The 21,070-nt window shown below is 62.2% G+C and carries 17 protein-coding genes and 1 pseudogene; 8 read left to right on the plus strand and 10 right to left on the minus strand.

Annotated features, from left to right (window positions below; translation table 11 throughout):
- Positions 1 to 110: 110 nt before the first annotated feature.
- Entirely contained in the window at positions 111 to 1,025 is a 915-nt protein-coding gene (locus tag ACJ8J1_RS19620; protein ID WP_033641684.1) for a LysR family transcriptional regulator, read from the minus strand.
- A gap of 105 nt (positions 1,026 to 1,130) precedes the next feature.
- Between ACJ8J1_RS19620 and ACJ8J1_RS19625 the strand changes: the two genes are divergently transcribed.
- A complete protein-coding gene (locus tag ACJ8J1_RS19625; protein ID WP_033641685.1) occupies positions 1,131 to 1,655 on the plus strand; it encodes an NAD(P)H-dependent oxidoreductase in 525 nt (174 codons plus the stop codon).
- A gap of 28 nt (positions 1,656 to 1,683) precedes the next feature.
- Here the strand turns inward: ACJ8J1_RS19625 and treC are convergent, their stop codons facing one another.
- From treC to treR, 3 genes are all read right to left on the minus strand, one after another.
- Positions 1,684 to 3,348 (minus strand): alpha,alpha-phosphotrehalase, encoded by a 1,665-nt coding sequence (treC, locus tag ACJ8J1_RS19630; protein WP_033641686.1) that lies wholly within the window; start codon positions 3,346 to 3,348, stop codon positions 1,684 to 1,686.
- Between the two features lie 67 nt (positions 3,349 to 3,415).
- A complete protein-coding gene (treB, locus tag ACJ8J1_RS19635; RefSeq protein WP_033641687.1) occupies positions 3,416 to 4,831 on the minus strand; it encodes a PTS trehalose transporter subunit IIBC in 1,416 nt (471 codons plus the stop codon).
- Positions 4,832 to 4,960: 129 nt separating this feature from the next.
- Positions 4,961 to 5,908 carry a trehalose operon repressor TreR gene (gene treR, locus ACJ8J1_RS19640; RefSeq protein ID WP_033641688.1) on the minus strand — a complete coding sequence of 316 codons (948 nt, stop codon included), beginning with the start codon at positions 5,906 to 5,908 and terminating at the stop codon, positions 4,961 to 4,963.
- Between the two features lie 424 nt (positions 5,909 to 6,332).
- Here treR and mgtA point away from each other — a divergent pair, with 424 nt between their 5' ends.
- The 5 genes and pseudogenes from mgtA to ACJ8J1_RS19665 all read left to right on the plus strand — a co-directional run bounded on the left by mgtA (position 6,333) and on the right by ACJ8J1_RS19665 (position 12,755).
- Positions 6,333 to 9,041, plus strand: coding sequence for a magnesium-translocating P-type ATPase (mgtA, locus tag ACJ8J1_RS19645; protein WP_033641689.1), 2,709 nt, complete (start codon positions 6,333 to 6,335; stop codon positions 9,039 to 9,041).
- Between the two features lie 267 nt (positions 9,042 to 9,308).
- Positions 9,309 to 11,710 (plus strand): annotated as a pseudogene (locus ACJ8J1_RS19650) (beta-N-acetylhexosaminidase).
- A gap of 141 nt (positions 11,711 to 11,851) precedes the next feature.
- The gene (locus ACJ8J1_RS19655; protein WP_050594396.1) at positions 11,852 to 12,154 is read left to right on the plus strand and encodes a hypothetical protein; all 303 of its coding nucleotides are present in this window, start codon (positions 11,852 to 11,854) and stop codon (positions 12,152 to 12,154) included.
- The gene (locus ACJ8J1_RS19660; protein ID WP_050594397.1) at positions 12,148 to 12,426 is read left to right on the plus strand and encodes a hypothetical protein; all 279 of its coding nucleotides are present in this window, start codon (positions 12,148 to 12,150) and stop codon (positions 12,424 to 12,426) included. The genes ACJ8J1_RS19655 and ACJ8J1_RS19660 overlap by 7 nt, the downstream gene beginning before the upstream one ends.
- Before the next feature lie 62 nt (positions 12,427 to 12,488).
- On the plus strand, positions 12,489 to 12,755 hold the full coding sequence (locus tag ACJ8J1_RS19665; protein WP_046688125.1) for a hypothetical protein: 267 nt from the start codon (positions 12,489 to 12,491) through the stop codon (positions 12,753 to 12,755).
- A gap of 47 nt (positions 12,756 to 12,802) precedes the next feature.
- Here the strand turns inward: ACJ8J1_RS19665 and ridA are convergent, their stop codons facing one another.
- From ridA to argF, 5 genes are all read right to left on the minus strand, one after another.
- Positions 12,803 to 13,189, minus strand: coding sequence for a 2-iminobutanoate/2-iminopropanoate deaminase (gene ridA, locus ACJ8J1_RS19670; protein ID WP_004933379.1), 387 nt, complete (start codon positions 13,187 to 13,189; stop codon positions 12,803 to 12,805).
- Between the two features lie 159 nt (positions 13,190 to 13,348).
- Positions 13,349 to 13,813, minus strand: a complete 465-nt coding sequence (gene pyrI, locus ACJ8J1_RS19675; protein ID WP_033641690.1) for an aspartate carbamoyltransferase regulatory subunit — start codon at positions 13,811 to 13,813, stop codon at positions 13,349 to 13,351.
- 12 nt (positions 13,814 to 13,825) lie between these two features.
- Complete coding sequence (pyrB, locus tag ACJ8J1_RS19680; RefSeq protein ID WP_033641691.1) at positions 13,826 to 14,761, minus strand: aspartate carbamoyltransferase; 936 nt, start codon at positions 14,759 to 14,761, stop codon at positions 13,826 to 13,828.
- Positions 14,762 to 15,050: 289 nt separating this feature from the next.
- Entirely contained in the window at positions 15,051 to 16,619 is a 1,569-nt protein-coding gene (locus ACJ8J1_RS19685; RefSeq protein WP_033641692.1) for an ABC transporter substrate-binding protein, read from the minus strand.
- Positions 16,620 to 16,815: 196 nt separating this feature from the next.
- Positions 16,816 to 17,835, minus strand: a complete 1,020-nt coding sequence (gene argF / locus ACJ8J1_RS19690; RefSeq protein ID WP_033641693.1) for an ornithine carbamoyltransferase — start codon at positions 17,833 to 17,835, stop codon at positions 16,816 to 16,818.
- A 162-nt stretch (positions 17,836 to 17,997) separates the two neighbouring features.
- Between argF and rraB the strand changes: the two genes are divergently transcribed.
- Together rraB and miaE are read left to right on the plus strand one after the other, a co-directional pair.
- Entirely contained in the window at positions 17,998 to 18,423 is a 426-nt protein-coding gene (gene rraB, locus ACJ8J1_RS19695; protein WP_025305115.1) for a ribonuclease E inhibitor RraB, read from the plus strand.
- A 52-nt stretch (positions 18,424 to 18,475) separates the two neighbouring features.
- Positions 18,476 to 19,240 carry a tRNA isopentenyl-2-thiomethyl-A-37 hydroxylase MiaE gene (miaE, locus tag ACJ8J1_RS19700; RefSeq protein ID WP_033641694.1) on the plus strand — a complete coding sequence of 255 codons (765 nt, stop codon included), beginning with the start codon at positions 18,476 to 18,478 and terminating at the stop codon, positions 19,238 to 19,240.
- Positions 19,241 to 19,255: 15 nt separating this feature from the next.
- On the opposite strand, the gene ACJ8J1_RS19705 is transcribed toward miaE, so the two are convergent.
- Positions 19,256 to 20,863, minus strand: a complete 1,608-nt coding sequence (locus ACJ8J1_RS19705) for a GMC family oxidoreductase (RefSeq protein ID WP_033641695.1) — start codon at positions 20,861 to 20,863, stop codon at positions 19,256 to 19,258.
- Positions 20,864 to 21,070 lie beyond the last annotated feature (207 nt).

Consider the following 21,070-nt stretch of genomic DNA (forward strand, 5'->3'; position numbering starts at 1 on the left):
CTACTATATATAGGTGTTCGCAATTCTTAATGCACTATATATAGATATCGGCGCGATTCTTTTGATGTAGAACAAGGAAAACGGAAGAGCGTGCGCAAGCTGAACAGTCGTCAATCGCCCGCCGGCCGATCGCGAAAATGTTCCAGCAGAAAATCCACCCAGACGCGCACCCGCGGCGGCAGATCCGCCGAAGCGTAATAGAGCCACAGCTGCACCGGGCGCGGCCAGCATTCCGCCAGCACCGGCCGTAGCGTGCCCTGCTCGAAGTGTTTCTCGACGTACCAGCGCGCCAGGTTAACGATGCCCAGCCCGGCCAGCGCCGCATCCAGCAACATCTCCGGGCGGCTGACCACCAGCCGGCCGTTCAGATCCAGCGCCAGCGTTTCGCCCTGATGGCGCAGCTGCCATTTGACGTGGCGGCCGTTGGCCGGGTTGCGGTGCAGCAGGCAGTCGTGCCGCAGCAGATCGTGCGGCGTTTGCGGTTCACCGCGCCGCGCCAGATAGTCGGGCGACGCCGCCAGCACCATGTGCATCGGGTAGAGCGGGCGGGCCACCAGCCGGCTGTCGGGATCGACCCGGCTGCCGATGCCGACGTCGAAACCTTCGCCCACCAGATTCACCACCCGGGCGTCCAGCGACAGATCGAGATCGATCTGCGGATAGCGCGCCAAAAATTGCGGGATCAACGGCATCAGCATCCGGCGGCCGAAGCCGGGGATCATCGTGACGCGCACCACCCCGGCAGGCGCCTGCCGTTCGCCGCCGGCGCTTTCCAGCGTCGCCGCCAATGCCTGCCACAGCGGCGCTACCTGCGCCAGCAGCGCTTTGCCCTCGTCGGTCAGCAGCACGTTGTGGGTGTTGCGCTGAAACAGCCGCAGCGCCAGCTTCTCTTCCAGCGCGCGGATGTTTTTGCTGACCGCCGCCGGCGTCACGCCCAGCTGGCGAGCGGCGGCGGAGAAATTTTGCGCCTGCGCGGCGGCGAGGAAGGCCGGCAACAGGCGGTGTACGTCAAAGGGCAGCGACATAGTGGTTGATACTTTCAGTTGAAATTGAAGTGACCTCTAACAGCCTACACCCGCCGCGGCGGAAATGGAAAAATGCCTCATCTTCTTATGACCGAGGAATCATGTATGTCGCGCATTTTAGTGTTAACCGCCCACCGCACCCCCGACGAGTCGCGCATTAATAAGGCGCTGATCGAGGCCGTACGCCCGCTGCCCAACGTGACCGTTCACGAACTGATCCGCGCGTATCCGGATTACCGCATCGACGTGGCGCGCGAACAGGCGCTGCTGCAGAGCCATGATGCGGTAGTGATGCTGTTCCCGTTTTACTGGTACAGCTCGCCGGCGATCCTCAGCGAATGGCAGGATGCGGTATTAACCTACGGTTTTGCCTACGGCAGCGAAGGCACCCAACTGCACGGCAAGCCGCTGCAGCTGGTGGTGAGCACCGGCGGTAACGCGCAGGCTTATACGGCGCAAGGGTATAACCGTTATCCGGTGCAGGATCTGCTGCTGCCGTTCCACGCCATGGCCAACCTGACCGGCATGGATTATCTGCCGCCGCATCTGGTGCAGGGCGTGAGCGACATGAGCGATGAGCAGTTGGCGCAAGAGGCCGCCGGCGTGGCGGCGCTGCTGGGGAAATGGTAGGGCGCAGCGTTCGCCGCGCCCTGCGGGGTCAGTCTTCGAGCAGCCACCACACCGCTTCGAACGGCCGCAGCGTCAGCGCCTGCGGCTGGTCCGCCGAATCGGCGTAGTTGCTCATCAGCGGGCGCCATTGCGCGGAGGCTTCCACGCCTTCCGCCGCCCAGGCCAGCGGTTCGCGGCTCAGGTTGGCCGCCACCAGCAGGCGCTGGCCGTTCCAGCTGCGCTGATAGCACCACAGCGCCGGGTGTTCCGGCGCCAGATCCTGATAGTCGCCGTGGGTCAGCAGCGGATACTGCTTGCGCAGGGTGATCAGCTGGCGATAGGCGTAAAACACCGAGTCGAGATCGGCCAGCGCCGCGTCGGCGTTGATCTGCGGGTAGCTCTCGGCGCAGCCGATCCACGGCGTGCCGGTGGTGAAACCGGCGTGCGGCGCGGCGCTCCACTGCATCGGCGTGCGGCCGTTGTCGCGCGATTTGTCGGCCAGGATCGCCAGCAGCTCGGCGTCGCTGCGGCCCTGGGCGCGCAGTTCGGCGTACATGTTCAGGCTTTCCACGTCGCGATACTGCTCGATGGCGCAGAAGCCGGGGTTGGTCATGCCGAGTTCTTCGCCCTGATAGATATAAGGCGTGCCCTGCATGCCGTGCAGCACCATCGCCAGCATTTTGGCGGCGGGCACCCGCAGTGCGCCTTCATCGCCGAAGCGCGACACGATGCGCGGCTGATCGTGGTTGCACCAGAACAGCGCGTTCCAGGCGCGGTTATGCATCCCTTGCTGCCAGTGGCGGAAGATCTGCTTCAGTTCCACGTAATCCGGCGCCGCCCGCGTCCATTTTTCGCCGCCGGCGTAGTCCACCTTCAGGTGATGGAAGTTGAAGGTCATCGACAGCTCTTCGCCGCTCTGCGCCGCGTAGCGCTGGCAATGCTCAAGCGTGGTGGAGGACATCTCGCCCACCGTCATCAGGCCGCGCGGCTGAAACACGTCGCGGCTCATCTCCTGCAGGAACTCGTGGATGCGCGGGCCGTCGGTGTAGAAGCGGCGGCCGTCGCCCTGGCTGTCGGACGGGAAGTCCTGCTGTTTGGACACCAGGTTGATCACGTCGAGACGCAGCCCGTCGACGCCTTTGTCCGCCCAGAACTGACACACTTTCTTCAGCTCTTCGCGCACCGGCGGGTGCTCCCAGTTGAGATCCGCCTGCTCGGCGGCGAACAGGTGCAGGTAGTACTGGCCGCTGTCGGCGTGCCACTGCCAGGCGTTGCCGCCGAACTTGGAGCGCCAGTTGTTCGGCGGCGTTTCACCCTCGCCGTCGCGCCAGACGTAGAACTGACGATACGGGCTGTGGCGATCCTGCGCGGCCTTGAACCACGGGTGCTCGGTCGAGGTGTGGTTGAACACCATGTCCATCACGATGCGGATGCCGCGCTGGTGGGCGGCGGCGACCAACTGCTCGAAGTCCGCCATCGTGCCGTAAGCCGGATCGATGGCGCAGTAGTCCGCCACGTCATAGCCGTTGTCCACCTGCGGCGATACGTAGACCGGCGTCAGCCAGATCGCGTCCACGCCCAGTTCCTGCAGATAGTCCAGCCGCCGGGTTACCCCGGCCAAATCGCCGTAGCCGTTGCCGGTGCTGTCCTGAAAACTCTTCGGATAAATTTGGTAGATGACGCCGTTCTGCCACCAGGGGGTTGGGTTGCTCATAGATCAATACCTTTGAATCGTGACCACGGGCCTGCGCAAGCAGGCCCCTACATTCATCTTGCGTCAATTAAACCGGCAGCTCGCCGCGGGCGGCCTTGCGTTTGTAGACCATGATGGTCAGCACCAGCGGGATGACGATCGCCACCAGAATCGCCAGCGAGTAAATCAGCCAGAACTGCGGCTTGATAGACAGGATGCCCGGCAGGCCGCCGACGCCGATGCCGTTGGCCATCACGCCGTCCAGCCCGCAGATAAGGCCGGCGAAGGCGGAGCCGATCATCGCGCACAGCATTGGGAAGCGGTATTTGAGGTTGATGCCGTACATCGCCGGTTCGGTCACGCCGAGGTAGGCGGAGATCGCCGCCGGCACCGAGATTTCACGCTCGTTGGCCTTGCGGCTGATGATGATGATGCCGAGCACCGCCGAGGCCTGCGCGATGTTGGACAGCGCAATCAGCGGCCACACCGGGGTGCCGCCCATGCTCTGGATCATCTGCATGTCGATAGCCAGCGTGGTCTGGTGCACGCCGGTGATCACCAGCGGCGCGTACAGGAAGCCGAACAGCGCGGCGCCCACCGGCGCGAAGCTGCCGGTCATCACCGATTTCACCGCCCAGGCGACGCCGTCGCCGATCATGCGGCCGAACGGCCCGATCAGCGCGTGCGCCAGGAACACCGCCAGCAGCAGCGAGACCACCGGCACCACCACCAGATAGAGATAGTCGGGAACGATCTTTTTCAGCCGGGTTTCGATCCAGCCCAGCGCCATGCCCGCCAGGATCGACGGGATCACCTGCGCCTGATAGCCCACTTTCTGGATCACGAACCAGCCGAAGTTCCACACTTCCGGCGTTTGCTGGCCGAGCAGGTAGGAGTTCATCAGCTGTGGCGACACCAGGGTGACGCCCAGCACGATGCCGAGCACCGGGGTGCCGCCCATCTTTTTCACCGTCGACCAGCAGATGGCCACCGGCAGGAACATGAAGATCGCTTCACCGAGCAGCCACAGGAAGTCGTAAACGGTTTTCCACGCCGGGTGCATCTGCGCCAGCGTTTGGCCGCCGGACATCGGGATGTCGCCGATCACGTTGCGGAAGCCGAGGATCAGACCGCCGCTGATCAGCGCCGGCAGCAGCGGGAAGAAGATCTCGGCGAAGTGGGAGATGGTGCGCTCGGTCCAGGTCATGTTCTGGCGCGCGGCCACCTTGGCCTGCTCCTTGTCGGCCTCGTTGACGCCGGTGCTGGCGATCAGCGCCTGATAGTAGTCGCCGACGTCGGTGCCGATCACCACCTGGAACTGCCCGGCGTTGGTGAAGCACCCTTTGACCATAGGCAGCTCTTCGATCTCTTTCGGTTTCGCCTTATTGGGATCGTTGAGGACGAAACGCAGCCGGGTAATGCAATGGCTGACGGTGGCGATGTTCTCGCGGCCGCCGACCAAAACAATCAGGCGATCAATATCCTGCTGTTTTACTTTGCTCATTATGGGATACCTGCAGAGGTGTTGACTGAGTAATGATCAAAGCTTAGCCACTCGGCATTTTGAATGAAATGGGAACGTTCCCGGTTTGGGGCGAGGATCACAAAATGACGAAAAATGGTCAACTTCCGATCAGGAAAGTTTGCTGGGCACCACCAGGCGGCGGATCCCCTGCTCGCCGCTGAGCTGCGCCAGCAACTGCTGCGCCGCCAGCAGGCCGGCGCTGCCGTAGCCGAACTCCACCGACAGGGTGTCGGGGAACAGGAAGCTGAGCAGCGGGGTGTTGCCGATGGCGCATACCTGGATGGCGCGCGTCGGCTGTTGTTGCAGGTATTTGATCGCCCCCAGGGCGATGCTGTCGGAGGCGCAAATCAGCGCGCTGGTGTGCGCGTCAATCACTTCGGCGGCGTGCTGGAAACCGCTCTGGTAGCTCAGTTCGCCCAGCGTGGCGCGCGGCGTGAGCGTGAGGCGTTCACAGGCGTCGAGATAGGCCTGATAGCGGCGCTGGCCGGTGGTGGCGTCGCTGAGCTGCACCCCCAGATAGCCGATATGCCGATGCCCTTGCCGGTATAGACGGTCCATCAGCAGGTTCACCGCGCCGGCGTCGTCGTAGCAGACGGACGAGAAGCCGTCGTATTCGCGCACCATCACCACCATTTTTTCCTGCCACGGCTTGAGCATCGCCGCGGTCAGGCCGGTGAAGCCGAACAGGATCACGCCGTCGACGTTGCGCTGATGCAGTACGTGCAGATGCTCCTGCACCAGGCGGGTTTCGAACTGGCTCTCCATCACGATCGGATCGAAGCCTTGCTGATACAGCAGCGGCAGCATGGTGCGCACCGCCTGGTTTTCCGACGGCGAGTCGAGACGGGAAACGATGATGCCCACCACTTTGTCGCTTTGGCCGCGCATGGCGCGCGCCGACTTGGAGGGCGTAAACCCTTGCTGACGGATCACCGCTTCCACCCGTTCACGGGTTTGCGGGCTCACGCTGCCTTCATTATTCAGCACGCGTGAGACGGTGGATTTGCCTACGCCGCTCAGGCGCGCGATGTCCTTGATGGTCAGCCGGTTTTGCATGGTTTACTTTTCGTTGAGGTGGACAGGCGTAACATAAAGGCCTGTAAAACAATGCCCGTCAGCATAGCTCATTTTCCGACGCGGATCTTGATGCAAAACGGGATTGTGACATTGCGATGAACGGCCGCTCCTGCCGCTCTGTTTTTCCCTTTACCGGAGGTTATTCCCCATATGGACCCCGACCCGACTGCTTTAGACACTCACTCGGTTCTCCGGTAAAACCTCTCCGCCTGGCGCTGCTGTTTTACCGGTGAAGTACATCACGGTAACCGGTAGCGCGCGCTTCGTCGTTCGCTCCTGCTGCTGAAAAAAAGAATAAGGATCTGCGTTGGCAGAGGCTTTTTGGCGCACCCGCCATCCGCCCGGCCGATGACGATCCCCGTTTACCCGCTGCCGTGAGGCACCGGGCGACGAGGTGCGACCCATGAAACTGAAAAAACTCCCCCGTCAGCTGCTGGGCCTGTTCGCCCGCGGCCTCCCGCGCCGTTTGGTGCGCCGTGACAGCCTGCTGGACAGCGTCGGCGGCGCTGCGCGCGACATGCCGGCCGGCCTGGCGCAGCAGCGGCTGGAATGCGCCGCCGCAGAAACGATGCAGCTCTTTGAGCGTTTTCACAGCCACCCGGAAGGCATCACCGCCCATGAGGCGGAACAGGTGCGCCAGCGCTGCGGTGAGAACGTCATCGACGATCAGCAGAAAGAGGCCTGGTGGCAACACCTCTGGCACTGCTACCGCAACCCGTTCAACCTGCTGCTGACCGCGCTCGGCATGATCTCTTACGCCACCGAGGATCTGACCGGCGCCTTGGTGATCGCGCTGATGGTGCTGATCTCCACGCTGCTGAACTTCATCCAGGAGGCGCGATCCAACCGGGCGGCCGACGCGCTGAAGGCCATGGTGAGCAACACCGCCACGGTGATCCGCAGCGATGCGCTCACCGGCAAGAGTGAGCACGTGGAGCTGCCGATCGCGCAGCTGGTGCCGGGCGACATCATCAAGCTGGCGGCCGGCGACATGATCCCGGCGGATCTGCGCGTGCTGTCGGCCAAGGATCTGTTCATCAGCCAGGCGGCGCTGACCGGCGAATCGCTGCCGGTGGAAAAATCCGCCGCGCCGCAGTTGCCGGCGGCCGATCCGCTCGACTGCCAGAACCTGTGCTTCATGGGCACCAACGTGGTCAGCGGCACCGCGCTGGCGATGGTGATCGGCACCGGCGGCGGCACCTATTTCGGCCAGCTGGCGCAGCGCGTCACCAGCCAGGATGAGCAGCCGAACGCCTTCCAGAGCGGCATCAGCAAGGTCAGCTGGCTGCTGATCCGTTTTATGCTGGTGATGACGCCGATCGTGCTGCTGATCAACGGCTACACCAAGGGCGACTGGTGGGAGGCGGCGCTGTTCGCGCTGTCGGTGGCGGTCGGGCTGACGCCGGAGATGCTGCCGATGATCGTCACCTCGACGCTGGCCAAAGGGGCGGTGAAGCTGTCGCGCCAGAAGGTGATCGTCAAACGGCTGGACGCCATCCAGAACTTCGGCGCGATGGACATTCTGTGCACCGACAAGACCGGCACTCTGACCCAGGACAAGATCGTGCTGGAGCGCCATACCGACGTGTTCGGCGCCAGCAGCGAGCGGGTGCTGCGCTACGCCTGGCTGAACAGCTTCTACCAGACCGGGCTGAAAAACCTGCTCGACGTGGCGGTGCTGAGCTGCGCGGAGCAAAATCAGCAGCCGCAGGCGCTGCAAAACTACCGCAAGGTGGATGAGATCCCGTTCGACTTCGTGCGCCGCCGCATGTCGGTGGTGGTGGCCAAAGACAACGAGTATCACGAGCTGGTGTGCAAGGGCGCGCTGGAAGAGATGCTGGCGATTTGCAGCCACGTGCGCCACGAAGACGAGGTGATCCCGCTGAGCGAGGCGCTGCTGGCGAGGATCCGTCGCATCACCGACGATCTCAACCAGCAGGGGCTGCGGGTGGTGGCGGTGGCCAACAAGATCCTGCCGGCGCAAACCCATGAATACGGCGTGGCGGACGAGTCGGATCTGATCCTCGAAGGCTACGTCGCCTTCCTCGATCCGCCGAAGGAAAGCACCGCGCCGGCGCTGGCGGCGCTGAAACAGAACGGCGTCACGGTGAAGATCCTCACCGGCGACAACGAACTGGTGGCCGCCAAAGTGTGCCGTGACGTCGGGCTGGAGGCCGATCATCTGCTGCGCGGCAGCGAGATCGAGCAAATGGACGACGAGCAGCTGGCGCAGGCGGCGGCGCGCACCACGGTGTTCGCCAAGCTGACGCCGCTGCACAAGGAGCGGATCGTCAAACTGCTGCGCCGCCAGGGGCACGTGGTGGGCTTTATGGGCGACGGCATCAATGACGCGCCGGCGCTGCGCGCGGCCGATATCGGCATCTCCGTCGATTCGGCGGTGGACATCGCCAAGGAAGCGGCGGACATCATCCTGCTGGAAAAAAGCCTGATGGTGCTGGAGCAGGGGGTGATCGAAGGGCGCCGCACCTTCGCCAACATGCTGAAATACATCAAGATGACCGCCAGCTCCAACTTCGGCAACGTGTTCAGCGTGCTGATCGCCAGCGCCTTCCTGCCGTTTCTGCCGATGTTGCCGCTGCACCTGTTGATTCAGAACCTGATGTACGACATCTCGCAGATCGCCATCCCGTTCGATAACGTCGACGACGATCAGATAACCCAGCCGCAGCGCTGGAACTCCGCCGATCTGGGGCGGTTTATGGTGTTCTTTGGGCCGATCAGTTCGATCTTCGACGTGCTGACCTTCAGCCTGATGTGGTGGGTATTCAAGGCCAACACGCCGGAAATGCAGACGCTGTTCCAGTCCGGCTGGTTCGTGGAAGGGCTGCTGTCGCAAACGCTGATCGTGCACATGATCCGCACGCGCAAAATTCCGTTTATCCAGAGCCGCCCGTCCTGGCCGCTGTGCATCATGACGCTGGCGGTGATCGCCACCGGCATCGGCCTGGTGTTCTCGCCGCTGGCTGGCTTCCTGCAGCTGCAGGTGCTGCCGCTCGGTTACTTCCCGTGGCTGGTGCTGATCCTCGCCGGTTACATGGTGCTGACCCAGTGCGTGAAAGGCTGGTTCGTGCGCCGCTACGGCTGGCAATAACCCGTTCGCCCCCTCCGGCCGGGAGGGGGCAACTGTGATCCCGTCCGCTTTTTCACCGCAACGGTTGGACATCTGTTCTGTGCTGAGTCTTTATCTACAGCGTTGGCTGTTTTCCCCTGCGCCTTTCAAGCCACCGCGTTGTTGGCTGTACGCCCGCCCCCCAGTTACTTAGCAGACCTAAGCGCCTGGGGATGCGGGCGCTTGCCGCCTAGCGGTGGTTTGAAATTCATTGGGGATATTTTGTTTTTTTCCTCTGAGGAATTTCCGATGCACAGACCTTTCCGTTATACGCTACTGGCTTCATCGTTATGGTTTTCTTGCGGCGCGCTGGCGCAGCCGGCGGGTGATTTGCCGCTGATGCCCTGGCCGCAGCAGGTGGAAGTGACGCAACCGGCGGGCAAACTGATTTTGGATCACCGGCTGTCGTTAAGCCTCCAGGGCGATGATTTGGGTGACGCGCTGCCGCGCTGGCGCCAGCGCATCGAGTTGCAGACCGGCTGGACGCTGGCGCCGAGGGAAGAAGCAAACGGCGCGGCGATCAAGGTGGTGATCAAGGATCGGGTGGCGGCGCAGCCGCTGCCGGGCAGCGATGAGAGTTACTGGCTGCTGGTCACGCCGCAGGGCGCCACGCTGACCGCCAACACCCGCTTCGGCGCGCTGCGCGGCATGGAAACCCTGCTGCAACTGCTGCAGACCGACGGGCAAAACACTTTCCTGCCATTGGTGGATATTCGCGACGTGCCGCGTTTTCCGTGGCGCGGCGTGCTGCTGGATTCGGCGCGCCATTTCCTGCCGCTGCCGGACATTTTGCGCCAGCTTGACGGCATGGCGGCGGCCAAGCTCAACGTATTCCACTGGCACCTGACCGACGATCAGGGCTGGCGCTTCGCCTCCGAGCATTACCCCAAATTGCAGCAGCAGGCCAGCGACGGCCAGTTCTACACCCGTGAGCAAATGCAGCAGGTGGTGGCTTACGCCACGGCGCGCGGCATTCGCGTGGTGCCGGAGATCGACATGCCGGGGCACGCCTCCAGCATCGCGGTGGCCTATCCCGAGCTGATGAGCGCGCCGGGGCCGTATCGCATGGAGCGCGAGTGGGGCGTGCATAAGCCGACGCTCGATCCGACCCGCGACGAGGTTTATCAGTTTGTCGATACGATCGTCGGCGAGCTGGCGGCGATCTTCCCCGATCCTTATCTGCACATCGGCGGCGACGAAGTGGACGCCAGCCAGTGGCGGGCGTCGCCGTCGATTCAGGCGTTTATGCAGCAGAACGGGCTGGCGGATACCCATGCGCTGCAGGCTTACTTCAACCAGAAGCTGGAAAAAGTCCTCGAGAAGCACCAGCGGCAGATGGTCGGCTGGGACGAGATCTATCATCCGTCGCTGCCGCGTTCGATCGTCATTCAGTCCTGGCAGGGGCAAGACTCGCTGGGCGCCAGCGCGCAGGATGGCTATCAGGGCATTCTCTCCACCGGTTTCTATCTCGATCAGCCGCAAAGCATCGCCTATCACTACCGCAATGAAATTCTGCCGCAGCCGCTGGGGGTCGAAACGGCGGTGCAACCCGGCGAGCAGGCGCAAAGCTGGCGTTTCAGCATGCCGCGCCTGAAGGGCAGCGCGGTGGAGGGCAGCTTCACGCTGATCGAGGGCAAGCAGGGCTGGCGCGGCTTTATCGATTTCAACGGCAAGTCGCGCCGCGCGGTGCACGATATCGTCTGGCGCACGCCGCAGCAGGTGACGTTCCGCGTCGATACCTGGATGGGCGACACGCGGCCGGTATTTACGCTGCAACAGGACAAGCTCAGCGGCTATACGCTGGTCGGCAACGTGCGTTACCCCACCCAGGGCGAGAAACTGGCGGCGGCGCCGGCGGGCAAGATGCCGGTGGTGCCGGATGAGAAGGGGCAGGCCAAGATCCTCGGCGGGGAAGCGGCGCTGTGGGCGGAAAACGTGCGTGCGCCGCTGATCGATCTCAAGCTGTGGCCGCGCGCCTTTGCGGTGGCGGAGAGGCTGTGGTCGGCGCAGGACGTCACCGACGAAAGCAACATGTACCGGCGGCTGGCGGCGATCGACGCCTGGTCGGTGGTGTCGGTCGGCCTGCAGCAGCACGCGGAAACGGCGCGCGAATTCACCCGGCTGAGCAACAGCGTGCAGATCATGCCGCTGCAGATCCTGGCCGAGGCGGTGGAACCGGCGCAGTATTACACCCGCCAGCACCTGAAGTTCCAGGCCGGCAACTATCATCAGTTCGAACCGCTGAACCGCTGAACCGCTTTGCCGATGCGCTGCCGCCGGAGAGCGAGGCGGTGCGCGCCATGCATGCGCAGGTCGCGGCTCTGCTGAAGGATAAGCGCGATAAGGCGACGGCGCAGGCGCTGCGCGAACGGTTGCAGCGCTGGCAGGCGAACGGCGCGGCGCTGCAGACGGCGATCGCGGGCAACCGCACGCTGCGGGAGCTGGCGCCGGTGGCGCAGGACGTCGATGCCCTGGCCGCATTGGGGTTAACGCTGCTGGAGCGCTATCAGCAGGATAAACCGCTGAGCCGAGCTGAGGCAGAACAAGCGCAGCGCCGGCTGGATGCGGCGGCGCAGACGCGCGACGAAGTGGTGATTGCGGCGGTGTACCCGCTGGAGGCGTTGCTGCGGGGGTTACAAACGGCTCCGTAAGGAGAGGTGGCGAATAAACTGCGGGGCGTATTCCATATCTCGACATTGCGATGTGGTTGAAAGAGCAGAAACGACGGGCTGGTTGTAAAATCCAGCCCGATTTGTTCATTCAATACGGTTTACGCATTCAAAGGATTGATAATGCCGCAGGTTTTTAATGTCCGATTGATTGGAGAACGCGCACTGGCTGCAACCAATGACCTCTTTGCTGAGGCCGGGTATGGAGTCCGGGTGCAAATGATGAAGGCTGAAGATTTTGAGTGGTGCGTTGCGTTGGCTCGCCAACAACCTGAAGAGCGCCGTATTCCCTGGGCGTTGAATGGCGCCGCGTTGGACGATCCTGACGGTTTTACGTTTAGTTTTAAGATACAGGGCATCGATGACCGGCCGGCGCCTGTATCTGCCGATTTTGTCCGGCGGCTGGCGAGCAACTGGCGATGTTAAATATTGAGATGCTGCAAAACTTTCGGATTAGAGACTCGAGCCTTGATGGCAATACGCTGCGTTTTGCGCTCTATGTCGCCGTGCTCTTTATGGTGGATACGGCATGCGCAGGTTTGCGTTTAATATCGCCGATTAATACGGAGTTGGCTGATTATTATATAAATTATCATCAATTTGTTGACCTCACCGGAGGGCTCAAACAGATACTTTATCGAGATGCTGAGGCGCTTTTCCTGTGGTTCCAGGAAGGTTTTTTGCCGCCGGCCTCATAATTGAAGGTGGATGAAATTTGCGCAATAATGACGAAATGCCGGTGGGGTCACAGGAGGTTCGCATGGTGATAAAGTCAACAAAACGTCAGGTAACACAACCTGCCTCTTATGAGCTGAAGGTGTATAAATTCGGCATGGAAGGTGTAGATGCAGTGAACACCTATACATCTGAACAGATTGACCGCATAACGCCTCGCGGCAAACCGATTACGGCTTCGCGAGAAGAGGTTATCGCCGTTTTAAAACAGGCGGTAAAACAGGTTAACGCTTCATCCTCTCCAGCAGCGGAAACTCTGGGTTGTGTCCGTCGGCGCCCAGCATTCAAGTAATGTAAAAACGGCCAGTCTGCACTGGCCGTGATGCGCGTGACCGTCGATTAACGACGCACGGCGATGGCTTCGATTTCGATCTTCACGTCTTTCGGCAGACGCGCCACTTCCACGCAGGAACGGGCCGGGAACGGCGCGCTGTGCTCGGTGAAGAAGGCTTCGTACGCGGCGTTGACGGTGGCGAAGTCGTTCAGGTCTTTCACGAACACGGTGGTTTTCACGATGTCGGCAACGATCAGGCCGGCGGCTTCGACGATCGCTTTGACGTTTTCCAGTGACTGGCGCGCCTGAGCGGCGACGTCGTCGGCGACGGCGCCGGTTTTCGGATCAACCGGGATCTGGCCGGAAGTGATGATCATGCTGCCCAGATCAACGCCCTGCACGTAAGGACCAATGGCTGCCGGGGCGAGTTCAGTGCTGATGTTACGTGACATGTTTTCTCCTGATAAACCCGTTGTCTTTCACGCCGCCGCGCGGTCGGCCGCAGCGTAAAATTCGGTGGGTAGCAACGTGGGTAGAGTGATTTTCAGAGGACCCATTATAGGGCGTCACCGGGAGAATAACAGCGCCATCTCCCGGCGCCCATGCCGGGATTAGTCCGCCTGCAGCACCACCTGATGCTCGAACTCTTTTTCGCAGTAGCGGCACTTCAGGTGTACTTCACCGTCGCGCGATTTGACGCTGAAGCTCGACGCCACCGGCTCGCTGCGGCTGATGCAGTTGCCGTTCGGGCAGGTCAGCACGCCGTCGATGTGGTCCGGCAGGCTGAGGGTCAGCTTGCGCACCACTTCATAGTTGTCGATGCGGTTTACCGTGGCCTTCGGCGCGTACATCGCCAGCTGGTTGGCCTGCTGCTCGGTCAGGAAGGTGTTCTCGATCTTGATCAGATCCTTGCGGCCCAGCTCGTTGGAGGGCAGGTTCAGGCCGATGGTGATGCGCTGGTCGGTGGCGGTCAGCTTGAACAGCGTCAGCAGTTTGAAACCGATCTGCGCCGGAATGTGGTCGATCACCGTGCCGCATTTGATCGCTTCGACCTGCAGTTTGTTGTCGTGAGTCATGGCGGTTCCCCCTTAAAGAGCCAAATCTGCGTTGAGCACCAGCGCCAGCAGCGCCTGACGGGCGAAGATGCCGTTGCCCGCCTGCTGGAAGTAGTAAGCGTGCGGCGTTTTATCCACGTCGGTGGCGATCTCGTCGATGCGCGGCAGCGGGTGCAGCACCTTGAGGTTGGCGCGCGCGCCGGCCAGATCCGCGGCGCGCAGCACGAACTGCGCCTTCACGTTGGCGTACTCGGACGGATCGAGGCGCTCTTTCTGCACCCGGGTCATGTAGAGAATATCCAGCTCCGGCACCACTTCTTCAATGCTGCCGTGCAGGCTGTACTCGATGCCTTTCTCTTCCAGCATTTTCAGGATGTAGGCCGGCATCGCCAGCGCGTCCGGGGCGATGAAGTAGAAACGGTTGCCTTCGAATTTGGCCAGCGCCTGGGTGAGCGAGTGCACGGTGCGGCCGTATTTCAGGTCGCCGACCATGGCGATGCTGAGGTTGTTCAGGCGGCCCTGGGTTTCCTGGATGGTGAACAGATCCAGCAGGGTCTGGGTCGGGTGCTGGTTGGCGCCGTCGCCGGCGTTGAGCACCGGCACGTTGCCGGAGAACTCCGAGGCCATGCGCGCCGCGCCTTCCTGCGGATGGCGCATCACGATGGCGTCCACGTAGGTGCTGATCACCGAGATGGTGTCGGCCAGGGTTTCGCCTTTTTTGCCGAGCGAGGTGTTGCTGCCGTCGGCGAAACCGACCACCGAGGCGCCGAGGCGGTGCATCGAGGTTTCGAACGACAGGCGGGTACGGGTCGAGGCTTCAAAGAAGCAGCTGGCGATCACCTTGTGTTTCAACAACTCCGGCTGCGGGTTGGCTTTCAGACCGGCGGCGGTGCGCAGCACCAGCTCCAGATCCTCGCGGCTGAGATCGTTAATAGAGATGATGTGTTTGTGATACAGCGGGTTGGCCATTTTTCACTCCTCCTCGACGCGTGCCCGTGGCGCGGGACTTTTTAAGGCAAAAAAAAGCCCCTCAATGAGGGGCTTGAAACGATCGGTTTAGCAACAGGAGAAACAACGGCAGCTGGCCGCCGATAGGCAGTCGGTTTTGTCGATTGCGGCTAACAAAACAAACGTCGTTTTTCATGCTTTCTCCTGGCAAATTGTGGCGCATTATACTCGCGCTTTTCGCCACTGCAAGCGTTAAAACGCCGTTTTTTGCCGCCCCGCAATCGATTGGCCGGCGATGGCCGCCTGCGGGCTATTTGCTGACGCGATCGTAGTAGACCATGTCGGCGTTCAGCCCCTGCTGGTAGCCTTTGACGTTGTCGCGCAGCACCACTTCGGTTTTGGCCTGATCGATAAACACGTACGGCGAACTGCGCTGCAGCTCCTGCTGCATGGCGGTGTACAGCGCGCGGCGCTTGGCCGGATCGGCTTCGGCCAGCGCCGCCAGCGTCTGCTTATTCAACTGCGGGATCTGCCAGCCGTTCAGCCCGGCCACCGTGCTGCTCTTGCCGTCGTTGTAGGCAAAGGCGCTGGCGTTGGAGTGGGCGTCGAAATAATCCGGGATCCACAGGCGGATTGCCGCCTGATGCTGCCTGGCGCGCACGCGGGAGTAAACCTGGCTGCCCGCGGCCGGCAGCAGCTCGACCTTCACGCCGGCGGCGGCGAAGCTGCCCTGCAGCGCCTGCGCGATGGTGATGAACGGCGGTTTGTTCTCTACGTCCAGCGTAAAGGCGGCGTGGGTGATGCCCGCCTTGGCCAGAATGGCTTTCGCCTTGGCCGGATCGTAGCGGAACGGGTTGGTCTCCAGCGCGCCCGGCAGCCCGACCGGCAGGAAGCTCTGATGCACGAAGTATTGGCCCTTCAGCAGATCCTGGGTGATGCCCTGATAATCCACCAGATAGCGCGCTGCCTCCCAGAAGGCCGGGTTGTTCAGCAGCGGATTGGCGCCGTTGCCGGTGTTGAATACCAGGTAGTTTTGCTCGGCGGACGGGATCTCCAGCACCTTAACCCCCGGCTGGTTCTTCAGCGTGTCGGTCTGGTCGGCGCCCAGTTCGCGGGCGATATCGGCGTCGCCCTGCTGGACCAGCAGGCGGCGGGTGGCCGGATCCGGCACGTTCTTGATGATGATGTTTTTCAGCTGCGGCTTGTCGCCCGGCGTCGTGAGGTTGGCGTCCAGCACGATCGCCTGATGCGGCTGATAGACGCGCATCTTGAACGGGCCGCTGCCGGCGGAGTGCATTTTCAGCCAGGCGTTGCCGAAGTCGCCGTCTTTAACGTTGGCCAGCGCCGCTTTGCTGTCGACGATCGAGGCGATCGGCGTCGAGAGGATATTCAGCGCCACCGCCGGGCTGACGTCCGCCGTCCAGCGCAGCTGCACGGTATGGTCGTTGATCTTCTTCAGCTGCGCGTCGATGTTGTCCGGCTGCCAGCCGAGCACGTTGAGGATGAACGCCGGCGACTTGTTCATTTTCACCGCGCGGCTGTAGGAGAAGATCACGTCGTCGGCGGTCAGCGGGTTGCCGGAGGCGAACGCCGCCTGCGGCCGTAGTTTTACCGTCAGCGTTTTGGCCGCCGCATCGCTCTGCCAGCTTTCTGCCAGCACCGGTGCCACCTTGGCCGGATCGTCGCGATCCGCCTGTACCAAGCGCTGGTACAGGCTGGGCACCGTCTGGATGCTGGAGAGTTCGTTGGCTTCCGCCGGATCGAGGCTGACGATGTCATCCAGCGATTGCACCACCACCAGCGTATTCGGCGGCGTGGCGGCTAACGCGGCGGCGGGCAGGGCGGCGAGCAGGAACAGCGGCAAGAGTTTGGTTTTCATCGGTGTGTATCCCCTGAAGGCGCCGCAAGGCGGCGCTGAGAACGGTTTGTTATCGTTGGTTTTTACGGCGCGGGCGCCGTCGGCCTGTCACGGTAGAACCTTTGTCCGCGGCGGGCAAAGGCCAATGCGCTATTTGATATTCCAGGAATATATTAGCCGCCCTGGCCGGGGGCGCCAGGGCGGAGGGAGAGGCGTGTCAGAGCGTTGCGCTCAGCGTGGCGACCAGCACCGCCTTGATGGTATGCAGCCGGTTTTCCGCCTGATCGAACACCACGCTGTGCGCCGACTCGAACACCTCGTCGGTCACTTCCATGCCGCCGTGCAGATCGTACTGCTGCGCCATCTGCTTGCCGAGCGTGGTTTGATCGTCGTGGAACGCCGGCAGGCAGTGCAGGAACTTCACGTTCGGGTTGCCGGTCAGTTTCAGCATCGCCATGTTGACCTGATACGGCCGCAGCAGCGCGATACGCTCCTGCCAGGTCTCTTTCGGTTCGCCCATCGACACCCACACGTCGGTGTAGAGGAAATCGGCGTCTTGCACCCCTTCGGCGATGTCTTCGGTCAGGGTGAGTTTCGCGCCGGTTTGCTGCGCCAGCGCCTGGCATTCGGCCACCAGCTCCGGCTGTGGCCAACAGGCCTTCGGCGCCACCAGCCGCAGATCCATGCCCGCCAGCGCGGCGGCTTCCAGCAGCGTGTTGCCCATGTTGTTGCGCGCGTCGCCGACGTACGCCAGCTTCACTTCGTTCAGCGCCTTGCCCGGCAGGTGTTCCTGCACGGTGAGCAGATCCGCCAGCAATTGGGTAGGGTGGAACTCGTCGGTCAGGCCGTTCCACACCGGCACGCCGGCGTGTTCCGCCAGGGTTTCCACCAGCGCCTGGCCGTAGCCGCGGTACTGAATACCGTCGTACAGGCGGCCCAGCACCCGGGCGGTGTCTTTCATCGACTCTTTATGGCCGATCTGGCTGCCGCTCGGGCCGAGGTACGTGACCTGCGCGCCCTGATCGAATGCGGCAACTTCGAAAGAGCATCGCGTGCGGGTTGAGTCTTTTTCGAAGATGAGCGCAATGTTTTTGCCCTGCAGCCGGCGCTGTTCCTGCCCCTGCTTCTTGGCCTGCTTCAGATCGGCCGAAAGCTGCAGCAGCGCCTGCAGCTCGGCGGGGGTGAAATCCATTAACCTCAGAAAGTGACGTTGGTAGAACGTATTGCCGGTGCTCATAGTCCGATTCCCTGATTGCTCAATTGAATTAAAATTCACTTTATATGTATGAATATTCAATTTCAACCCCGGCGAGGAAATCTTTCATGTTTATCGTGGAAGCAATGTCGGCGGTGTGTGAAAATAGAAGGAATGAAGGCCATTTGACTTGAGGATATAGGCATGGCAAACCGCGAATTGCTGGAAGAACAACGTGAAGAGACCCGCCTGATCATCGAAGAGCTGCTGGAAGACGGCAGCGATCCGGACGCGCTCTACACCATCGAGCACCATCTGTCCGCCGAGAAATTTGAGGTTCTGGAGCAGGCCGCCGTTGAAGCCTTCAAGCTGGGCTACGAAGTGACCGACGCCGAAGAGCTGGAAGTGGAAGACGGTTCGATGGTGATGTGCTGCGACGTGATCAGCGAAGTCGGCCTGAACGCCGAGCTGATCGACGCTCAGGTCGAGCAGCTGGTGGCGCTGGCGGAGCGCTGCGGCGTCAACTACGACGGCTGGGGCACCTACTTCGAAGATCCGAACGGTGAAGACGGTGAGGATGACGAAGACGGCGACTACATCGACGAAGACGACGACGGCAAACGCCACTAATTAACCCCGCTTATTCACATGGGCCGGCTCTCGCCGGCCCCTGATAAACGCTATGACATACCAATCCCTGTTAGCCCCGATTTTAAGCTTCCTGCACTGTGAAACTCCCGACGCCTGGATCGACGCCGCGCGCCGTCCGGAAAACCTGCAGCTGTTGCTGACTGACCACCTGGTGTGCGAGCTGAAGGCCGCGCAGACCGGCATGTGGCTGATCCGCCGCTACGTGGCGGACAAAGAGAGCGGCGACGCGCTGTTGGCGCTGCTGCGGCCCTACGAGGCGTTTCTGCACGAAGCGCAGGGCGCGCCCGACACATTGTTCCGCCAGGGCCAGTTCACCCGCAAGATCCTGCCGAAAAACGGCTCGGCCTACGGCCAGGATCTGGCGGATCGCATGGTGCTGCTGATCAAGGAAGAACTGCATCATTTCTCGCAGGTGCTGGAGATCATGCAGGCGCGCGGGATCCCGTATCGCAAGATCACCGCCAGCCGCTACGCCAAGGGGATGATCCGCGAGATCCGCACTCACGATCCGGCGACGCTGATCGACAAACTGATCTGCGGCGCCTACATCGAAGCGCGATCCTGCGAACGCTTCGCCAAACTGGCGCCGCACCTGGACGATGAGCTGAACCGCTTTTACGTCTCGCTGCTACGATCCGAAGCGCGTCACTATCAGGACTACCTGACATTGGCCGAGCAGATCGCCGGCGACGACATCAGCGAACGGGTGGCGCATTTCGGCCGCCTCGAAGCTGAACTGATCCTGTCGCCGGACAGCGAGCTGCGTTTCCACAGCGGCGTGCCCACCGCCGCCTGACGTTGAGGCGCGTCCTTACTGCGGCGCGCCCAGCAACAGATCCACCGCCTTTTCCGCCAGCATAATGGTCGGCGCATTGGTGTTGCCGCTGGTGAGCTGCGGCATCACCGAGCCGTCGATCACCCGCAGCTGTTCAAAACCGTGCACCCGCAGCTGCGGATCGGTCACCGCGTCCTGCGGCGACGGCCCCATGCGGCAGCTGCCCACCGGGTGATACACCGTCTTGCAGAAGTTGCGCACAAAGGCTTCCAGCTGTGCGTCGTCGCGCGTCCACTCCGGCTGCGGCATCAGCAGATCTTTGATCAGCGGTTTCAGCGCCGCGGTTTGCAGGAAGCCCAGGCCGAACTTCACCGCGCGCACGCTACCGGCCAGATCGTCCGGGTGGCCGAGGTAGTTAGCGTGCAGCTTGACCGGATCGCGCGGGTTGCTGCTGCGCAGCAGCACTTCGCCGCGCGCCTTCGGTTGCAGATAGCCGACCTTGAGCGTGAAGCCGTGAATGTTCGGCAGCGGCTCGCCGGGCACGTCGTCCCAGCTGTCCAGCAGCGGCAGGAAGTGGATCTGCACGTCCGGCCGGCCGTCGCCCTGGCTGTCGGTGAAGGCGGCGCCTTCCAGCACGTTGGACGAGAGCACGCCGCTGCGAAACGCCAGCCACTGCGCGCCGTGGCTCAGCGCCTGCAGGCCGCGATCGGCGCCGAACAGGCTGATCGGCTCGCGGGTGCTGACGTTGATCGACATGTGCAGATGGTCGTGGAAGTTTTTGCCCACCGGCAGATCCGCCCGCACCTCGATGCCCAGCTGCTGCAGGTGGTCGCGCGGGCCGATGCCGGACAGCATCAGCAGCTTCGGCGAACCGACCGCGCCGGCGCTGACGATCACCTCTTTGGTGGCGCGTGCGGTCACTTCCACGCCGCCGTTCTGGCTGTAAACCACGCCGGTGGCGACGTTGCCCTCGAAGGTCAGCCGGTGCGCCAGGGCGTTCAGTTTCACCACCAGCCGCCGTTCGTCGCGCACCGCCTTCAGGTAGGTGCGGGCGGTGCTGGCGCGTTCGCCGTTGTGGGTGGTGGTTTGGTAGAAACCGACACCGTGCTGGCTATCGCCGTTGAAGTCGTTGCGATAGGGCAGGTTCAACTCCTGGCCGGCGCGGATAAACGCCATGCTCAGCGGGTGGCGGTAGCGGTTCTCGCTGACCGGCAGCAGCCCGTCGGCGCCGTGGTAGTCGTCGGACAGGCTTTCGTTGGCCTCGGCGCGTTTGAAGTAGGGCAGCACCTCCCGGTAGCTCCAGCCGGCGCAGCCATAGCGCTCGGCCCAGTCGTCGTAATCTTGCGGCTGGCCGCGCAGGTAGATCATGCCGTTGACCGAACTGCTGCCGCCCAGCACCTTGCCCTGCGCGATCTGCATGCGGCGGTTATTGGCGTGCGGTTCCGGTTCCGTTTCGTAGGGCCAGCTCTTTTTGGCGATGATCTTGGCCACGCCGGCCGGCATCTTGATAAACAGGTTATTGTCGTCGCCGCCGGCTTCCAGCAGCAGCACCCGCGCCTGGGTGCGGCGGATCAGCTGCGCCGCCAGCACGCAGCCGGCGGAACCGGCGCCGACGATAATGTAATCAAAGGTGTTTTCCGACATGACAGCTCTCCGTGCGCGATTGGGATACTGGCAGAGTAGCGCGGGGGAGCAAGTGGTCAATTTGCGATCGTTAATTTATTAACGAACTTCACATTAAATTTACATCGCGGTTTTTAACGTCAGTTTATCTGCTTGAAAAACGGCGTTATAGCGAGTTTTACTGATTGATTGCGATATTAATAAAAAAGGCGCAGCAAGCTGCGCCCT

It is taken from the genome of Serratia sp. CY37869, from assembly GCF_052168895.1.
Lineage (GTDB): Bacteria > Pseudomonadota > Gammaproteobacteria > Enterobacterales > Enterobacteriaceae > Serratia > Serratia ureilytica.